The sequence below is a fragment of the Testudinibacter crocodili genome, from assembly GCF_006228025.1.
Taxonomy (GTDB): Bacteria; Pseudomonadota; Gammaproteobacteria; order Enterobacterales; family Pasteurellaceae; genus Chelonobacter.
Genome location: NZ_VDHF01000006.1, coordinates 1 through 7,982, shown reverse-complemented (window position 1 = coordinate 7,982; position 7,982 = coordinate 1). Strand labels below are relative to the sequence as shown.

General features: G+C 46.5%; 7 protein-coding genes. All 7 read left to right on the top strand.

Going from position 1 to position 7,982, the window contains the following annotated elements:
• The first annotated feature begins 146 nt into the window (after positions 1 to 146).
• Genes FHQ23_RS00730 through FHQ23_RS00700 form a run of 7 tightly spaced genes read left to right on the top strand, consistent with a single transcriptional unit; the run spans position 147 to position 7,919 of the window.
• A complete protein-coding gene (locus FHQ23_RS00730; RefSeq protein WP_139612601.1) occupies positions 147 to 1,454 on the top strand; it encodes an acetyl-CoA C-acyltransferase in 1,308 nt (435 codons plus the stop codon).
• A gap of 43 nt (positions 1,455 to 1,497) precedes the next feature.
• On the top strand, positions 1,498 to 3,717 hold the full coding sequence (locus FHQ23_RS00725; protein WP_139612600.1) for a 3-hydroxyacyl-CoA dehydrogenase NAD-binding domain-containing protein: 2,220 nt from the start codon (positions 1,498 to 1,500) through the stop codon (positions 3,715 to 3,717).
• A gap of 22 nt (positions 3,718 to 3,739) precedes the next feature.
• Entirely contained in the window at positions 3,740 to 4,372 is a 633-nt protein-coding gene (locus FHQ23_RS00720; protein ID WP_139612599.1) for a class I SAM-dependent methyltransferase, read from the top strand.
• A 6-nt stretch (positions 4,373 to 4,378) separates the two neighbouring features.
• On the top strand, positions 4,379 to 5,227 hold the full coding sequence (locus tag FHQ23_RS00715; RefSeq protein WP_139612598.1) for an SDR family oxidoreductase: 849 nt from the start codon (positions 4,379 to 4,381) through the stop codon (positions 5,225 to 5,227).
• A 29-nt stretch (positions 5,228 to 5,256) separates the two neighbouring features.
• Positions 5,257 to 6,084 (top strand): dihydropteroate synthase, encoded by an 828-nt coding sequence (gene folP, locus FHQ23_RS00710; RefSeq protein WP_139612597.1) that lies wholly within the window; start codon positions 5,257 to 5,259, stop codon positions 6,082 to 6,084.
• 36 nt (positions 6,085 to 6,120) lie between these two features.
• Entirely contained in the window at positions 6,121 to 7,455 is a 1,335-nt protein-coding gene (glmM, locus tag FHQ23_RS00705; RefSeq protein ID WP_139612596.1) for a phosphoglucosamine mutase, read from the top strand.
• A 59-nt stretch (positions 7,456 to 7,514) separates the two neighbouring features.
• Positions 7,515 to 7,919: a cytochrome b562 gene (locus tag FHQ23_RS00700; RefSeq protein WP_139612595.1), complete on the top strand. Its 405-nt coding sequence runs from the start codon at positions 7,515 to 7,517 to the stop codon at positions 7,917 to 7,919.
• Positions 7,920 to 7,982: the final 63 nt, after the last annotated feature.

Here is a 7,982-nt window from a genome sequence, read left to right as displayed (position 1 = left end):
AACTTTTGCCTTGTATTGGCGAAAAATAGTCTATAGCTCAAATTCTAAACAAAAATCAACAGACCCTAAAAAATCAGGATTAATTTCAGCAAGGATTTGCTATGCTATAGCAAGGTGAATTCTTAATAAGAATTGAGGTTTTGTAAATGCCGATTCAACAAAAACTGGTTAACGTTCGTGGCGAACGGATTGCCGTGGTGGCAGGTTTGCGCACGCCTTTTGTGCGGCGAAATTCCGAGTTTAAAGAGTGTTATGCAACCGACTTGGGTATCATGGTGACCAACGAGCTGCTAAATCGTTTGCCGCTAGCGCGTGAAGTGGTTGAAAAATTTATTTTTGGGCAGGTGATTCAGCAGCCGGACGTGCCAAATTTGGCGCGTGAAATTGCTTTGACGCTCTCAATGCCGCATGCTCAGGCTTACACATTGAGCAATTCTTGCATCACCGGTTTGCAAGCGGTGGCAAATGTGTGTAACGGGATTATCAGTGGCTCGATCTCTTGTGGCTTGGCTGGTGGGGCAGATTCGATCTCGAATGCGCCAATCAGCTTAAAACCAAAAGTCAGTCGCACCCTGCGTGATATTTTGCGTACTTCAAGTTATTCAAAAAAACTCAATTTATTCAAACGCCTCTCTTGGGACGATGTAAAGTTGCAGCAAGTCAATTTGCGTGACGCTTTGACCAGCTATTCATTGGGTGATATTTCCGAACAAATGGCACAAAACTTCGGTTTGAGCCGTGAACAACTGGATCAGTATACCGCACTTTCACATCAGCGAGCGGAACAAGCGTGGCAGCAAGGGGTGATGAGTGAACAGGTGATGCTTTCCCACCCAGCACCTTATAAACACTATGTTACGCGCGATAATATGATCAGCACACAAGCTAGCGCTGATTATTATCAGCGTTTTAAACCGTTGCAGTCGGGACGGCATAAAACTGTCACGGCATGGAGCGTTTCCGAACCGGCAGATGGTGCTGCAGCGGTGTTGTTAATGCGCGAAGAACTGGTGGAACAATACGGTTTACAGCCGCTGGGCTATATTCGAAGCTTTGCGTTGACCGGCAATGACGTGTGGAACAATATGTTGCTGGGGGCAACGGCGGCATCCGCAAAAGCGTTGGCATGGGCACACATGGAACTGGGCGATATTGACCTGATTGAAATGCATGAATCTTCGGCGGCGCAGGTGTTGGCGAATTTGAAACTGTTTGAGTCGCAGCAGTTTGCTCAAAGCCATTTACAGCGCGATCAGGCGCTTGGTAGCATAGATATGGATAAATTTAATATCAATGGTGGTTCGTTGGCATATGGTTCGCCACGAGCGATTACTAGTTTGCGAGTGTTGATTCAAGCATTGCACCAGTTGCAGCGTCAAGGAGGCGAAACCGCACTGATTGCTTCCGGTGGTTTGGGTGGGCTGGGTGCAGCGATGGTGTTGGAAAGAGAATAGGCTTGGAACAGTGAATCTGAAAAGGGACAGGTAAAGTATAAAAATGCAAACCGATTATCAAATTGTAGCAAAAGCCGAGTATCAGAATGATGCACATGCCGATCTGTTTCGTCTGAGTTTTTATCAGGACAATATTGCTGTTATCGCATTCAATATCAGTGCTAAAAAACAAAATTGGTTAGACGAGTGTTTTATTGAGCATTTACAGGCATTGCTCGATCAATTGCCGGCTTGGCAGTTGCGCGGTGTGATTTTTGTTTCAAGCAAAGAAAATAGCTTTGTACAAGGTTTTTCGTTATCCCCACTGGAACAGAAAAGTGATGCGGAATTGTATCAATTTAGCCAGCAGTGTCAGTATTTGATCCAAAAAATTAAGGCACTGACTGTACCGACAATTTGTGCGGTACAAGGCAGTTGTTTCGGTCTTGGATTGGAGCTGGCGTTGGCATGCGATTACCGCTTGGCAACGGACGATATTGAAACCAGTTTTGCGATGCCGCAAGTGAAATCAGGGATTTTACCGTTTGCTGGCGGTTGTGTACTGTTAACGGCGCAAATTGGCTTGAAACCAGGATTATTGATGTTGCTTTCCGGCAATAAAATCAGCGTAAACCACGCATTAGAGAAAGGGCTGATTGATGAAGTCGTACCAAAAGCCATTCTATTTCAGGTTGCGGTCAGCCACATTAATAACCAGATGTCGTCTACGTTGCAGAACGTGAAAAAAGGCTATCACCGTTTACGTTTTAAAGCGGAAAATATTGCTTGGCTGCGGCGTTATTTGATTGAGCAGGTCGAGCAACAAGTTTGGTTGAAAGCGTTTGATAATTATCCGGCAACCAAAGCGATTATTCAGTTGTTTAAACAGCGGCAAGAAGCATTGCCAAGTGCGGAAAGCGATTGTTTTGTGAAATTATTTGGCAATAAAACCTCAGCAGTATTGCGACGAATGGAGCAAACTAACCGAGAAATGCGCCACCAATACCACGATTTGCAAAGCGACGACAAAATTAAAAAAGTTGCGGTGTTGGGCAGCGGTTTTATGGGCGCAGGGATTGCGTATATCACTGCTGCTCGCGCCGGTTTGCCAGTGCGAATTAAAGATATTAACCCGGACGGGGTGCAAAAGGCGCTGCGTCTCAGTTATTTGCTGTTGCAAAAAGAGGTGGATCGCGGTCATCTGCCTTATGGAAAATTGCTGCAAAAAATTTATTTGATCAGTGGCGGCGAGCGTTTTATCGGCAAACAGACGGCGGATATTGTGATCGAGTCAGTGTATGAAGATCTGCAATTGAAACAAAATCTGATTGAAGAAAGTGAAAGTTACTACGATAAGAACACCATCTTTGCCAGTAATACCCTCACGCTGTCGATTGCAGAGATTGCTGCCAAAGCGCAGCGTCCGCAAAATGTCATTGGTGTACACTATTTTACACCGGTCAGCCAGCGTCGTATGGTGGAAATTGTACCGCACTTTTTACAGCGAAACGTGCAAGGAAAGTTATCGCCACAAGGTACCTCACAACAAACGATTGCCAAAGCGATCAGCTTGGTGATCGAGCAAGGGCAAATTCCGTTGTTGGTCAAAGACTCACCGGGATTTTTTATTAATCGAGTGCTGATTCCGTATCTATTAGAAGCCTATTATTGCGTTTTGGACGGTGAAGCCGTTGGCACCATTGACCGTGCGTTGTTGGAGTTTGGTTTTCAAGTCGGTCCATTGGCGATGATTGATGAAATGGGACTGGATATTTTGGTGAAAGCGTTGCCGACGTTGGAACGTCGCTTTGGTATCCGCTTTGCCTTACCGCATAAAGTCGATCAATTATTGTTAAATGAGCGCAAAGGGCGCAAAAATCGGCGTGGTTTTTATTTGTACCATTCTCGTAGTGGCAATCGTACCCAAGTGGATAAAAGCATCTATCAAGTGCTGGACATCACGGTAGAAAACAATTTAGAACCGGAGCAAATTGTGCGCCGCTGTATTTTGATGATGCTGAATGAAGCGGCTTATTGTTTGCAAGAGCAAATTATCAGCAACCAAAATGAAGGTAATGTAGCTTCAGTTTTAGGCATGTTTTTCCCGGAATTCAGAGGCGGAATTTATGCCTATATGCGTGATGTTGGTGCTGCGACGATTGTGGCAGAGCTGGAACTGATGATGGCACAACACGGCGAGCGTTTCCGTCCTTGCCCGTGGTTGGTGCAGCAAGCCGTAGAGGAGCTTACAGCACAATCAACGACAGAGCCAACCGCACGTTGATGAATATCACTGAGGAATAAATATGGTTGGTGCCGGGCGTTGGGACAGCTATGCTAAATTTTATAATCTGGTATTGAAAACGGTAGCATCACAGCGACAGCAACTGTTTCAGCGTTTAGCACTGGCTGAACCGTTAGAGGTTTACATCGCTGGGTGTGGCAGTGGCTTGGATCTGCCTTATTTGCCGGCGCAAAGTGCGGTGCTAGGGGTGGATTTTTCAGCAGAAATGCTGAGACAAAGTGCACAGTTACAGCAGCAACTACAAGCAGCAGGACATCCGTTGGCACTCACGTTGCAACAAGGTCGTGCTGAATTGTCAGGCTTGGCAGACAACAGTGTTGATCTGGTGCTGCTACATTTAATTTTAGCGGTGACTGATCAGCCACAGGCGTTGTTGCAAGAGGCAGTCAGAGTATTGAAGCCGGGCGGCGTTATTTCGATTTGGGATAAATTTGCGCCTCAGCAAATTAGTGGGCTACGTCGTGCAGCGGATTACTTCAGTCGAAAATTGGGTACAACCTTACTGTTGCGGATTGATGACTTGCTACAACCGCATCGATTGGTGATAATGCAGCGACACAGTATGTTATGTGGGCAAATGCAGCATTTAATAATGACAACACACCCGACAACACACAACAAAGAGAGAGGATAAGACGAGATGAATTCGGTAGCAATCGTGGGATTGGGCTGGCTGGGATTTCCTTTGGCAAAACATTTGCAACGGATCGGCTGGAACGTGAAAGGCAGCAAACGCACCCACGAAGGCACAGAAAGCATACGCTTGAACGGGCTGGAAGCCTATTGCGTACAGCTGACGCCGGAAATTGATGCCGATCCCGATGATCTGAACGAGCTGCTTTCGGTAGATTCATTGATTATTAATATTCCGCCGAGCCAATATTTTTTTGATACTCGCAGTTATGTCGAGGGTATCAAGAATCTGGTCAACGAAGCCCTGCTGCACGGGGTACAGCATTTGCTGTTTATCAGCTCGACTTCGGTTTTTCCACAAAAAGATGGTGAATATCATGAGGAAAGTGCGGTTGAACCGGAATCTGATGTCGGACATGCGCTGTATGAGATTGAAAACTGGCTGTTGGCGTTAAACGGTGTTGATTGTGATATTTTGCGTCTTGCCGGACTGATCGGGATCGATCGCCATCCGGTCAGTCATTTGGCAGGCAGACAAGCGATCAAAGGCGGCAACCAAGCGGTCAATCTGGTGCATCAGACCGACTGCATTTTGGCGATGCAGCTATTGCTAGAAACCAGAGGATATAAACGCTTGTATCATCTGAGTGCGCCACAGCACCCGAAACGTGCGGATTATTATAAGAAAATGGCGCAGTTGTTGGCGTTGGACGAACCGCACTTTGTGACTGACGAAGCGGATTTGCAGCGTATTGTACATGGCAATAAAATCGTACAAGAATTGGATTTCGACTATGCGTATCCTGACCCGTACCAAATGCTGCCGCAAGCAGAACAATACTTTCATCAAGACTAACATTACATTAAGGCTAACATTACATTTTTATGAAAATCAGCCATCAAAACCGCACTTTGGATTTATCGCTTCCTAAAATTATGGGAATTCTGAATTTCACCCCCGATTCATTTTCCGACAGCGGTCAGTTTTACCAACTGGACAAAGCGCTTTACCACGTCGAGCAAATGTTGGCAGATGGTGCGGATATTATTGATATCGGTGGAGAATCCACCCGTCCGATGGCGGCGGAAGTTTCTTTAGCGCAGGAGTTGCAACGGGTTGTGCCGCTGGTGGAAGCGGTCAGACAACGTTTTGACTGCTGGATTTCAGTGGATACCTCCAAAGCGCTTGTGATGCACGAAGCCGCAAAAGTTGGTATGGATATGATCAACGATATTCGGGCATTGCAGCAAGAAAATGCGCTGCAAACTGCGGTTGAGCTGGATTTACCAGTGTGTATCATGCATATGCAGGGGCAACCACGCACTATGCAAGCAGCACCACACTATCAGAATGTGGTGGCAGAAGTAGCAGATTTTTTGCGCCAACGTGCTGAGCAGTGCATTGCTGCGGGTATCAAAAAAGCACATATCATTGTGGATCCCGGCTTTGGATTTGGCAAATCATTGCAGCATAATTATCAATTATTACAACAGTTAAAGGTTTTTAGTGAACTGGGCTATCCGGTATTGGCAGGTGTTTCACGCAAAAGTATGATCGGGCAATTGCTGGATAAACCAGTGGAACAGCGAATGGTTGGCAGCGTGGCAGCAACATTGCTGGCGGCAATCAACGGAGCGTCGATTTTGCGGTTACATGATGTTGCCGCAATGGCAGATGCGCTAAAAGTCTGGCAGGCGATGCAACAAGCGTAACGTATTATTTAACAGAACAACAAAAGGAATTTCATTATGGCAGAACGTAAATATTTCGGTACTGACGGCGTCCGTGGCAAAGTCGGTACATTTCCCATCACCCCTGAATTCGCGTTAAAACTCGGTTGGGCGGCTGGTAAAGTGTTGGCAACGCAGGGCAGTCGCAAAGTGTTAATCGGCAAAGATACCCGGATTTCAGGCTACATGTTGGAATCGGCACTTGAAGCCGGGCTGGCTGCTGCTGGTTTGTCGGCAGCATTTATTGGCCCGATGCCGACCCCGGCGGTGGCGTATCTGACCCGCACTTTCCGTGCTGAAGCCGGTATCGTGATTTCTGCCTCGCATAACCCATATTGGGATAACGGCATTAAATTCTTCTCCAACAAAGGCACAAAGTTGCCGGACGATGTAGAACAGGCGATTGAAGCCATGTTGGAACAGCCGATGGATTGTGTTGAATCAGCGGAACTGGGGCGCGCCAGTCGGATCAGCGATGCGGCTGGGCGCTATATTGAGTTTTGCAAAAGCACTTTCCCGGCGGCGCTCAGTCTAGAAAATTACAAAATTGTGGTCGATTGTGCCAATGGCGCTACCTATCATATTGCGCCAAATGTGCTGCGCGAACTCGGAGCAGAAGTGATCGAGATCGGCACCAAACCAAACGGGCTGAATATCAATGAAAAGTGCGGTGCTACCGATATTCATGCGCTGCGTGAAATTGTGTTGCAGTCGAAAGCCGATGTCGGTTTGGCGTATGACGGCGACGGTGACCGCTTGATTATGATTGATCATCTGGGCAATGCTGTTGACGGTGATCAAATTCTGTTTATTATTGCCCGTGAAGCATTGCGTGCCGGCAAATTATCGGGCGGAGTGGTCGGCACGTTGATGAGTAACATGGCGTTGGAAGTGGCGTTGAAACAGCTTTCGATTCCGTTTGTGCGTGCCAATGTCGGTGACCGTTATGTGTTGGAAAAAATGGAAGAGCACGGCTGGAAATTCGGTGGTGAAAATTCAGGGCATATCATTATCTTAGACAAAAACAGCACTGGCGACGGCATTATCGCTTCATTAGAAGTACTGGCAGCGATGGTGCAACAAAGAATGTCGCTGAATGAATTGGCAAGTGCGGTCAAATTGTTCCCGCAGGTGTTGATTAATGTGCGTTTCAGCGGCGGTGCCAATCCGCTGGAACATGACAGTGTGAAGGCAATTGCGGCACAAGTGGAGAAAGAATTAGACGGAAACGGAAGAATTTTATTAAGAAAGTCAGGAACCGAGCCGCTGATTCGTGTTATGGTTGAATGTGCTGACGCTGAGTTGGCGCAGCAATCGGCAGAACGTATTGCCGAAGCAGTGAAACGCATATAATCATTTTTCTAACGCTTGTTCCATTTGGGGAATTGGCGATATTTTGTGGGAGATTTAAAATGACATTATCTAAAAAATGGCAAGCAGTGGTCGGAAGTGCGGTATTGGCGCTGGCAACCATGACCAGCGTATCGGCAGTGGCAAATTTGCAAGGGGATATGCAAACCATGGGTAAAAGTGTTTCTGCCGCGTTGAAAACCGACAGCAGCCAAGAGTTTATCCAATCGTTGCAAACCTTCAGTCAAACCGTCGAAAATGCTAAACAGCAGGCGCTGCCTTATAGTTTGCATGACAAAGCCCCTGACAGTGCAGAAGTTAATGACTATAAGCAAGGCTTGCAAACCTTGATTAATCAAGCTGACGTAGCGATTAAAACCGCAGAAAGTGGCGATTTGGCACAAGCGAAACAGCAAGCGGAAAAGTTGCTTGAAATTCGTAACGAGTACCATAAAAAGTATAAATAATCACGGTTGATTATAGGGTCTGTTGATCTTTGTTTATATTTTAAAGGCATAGTAGACAAAATG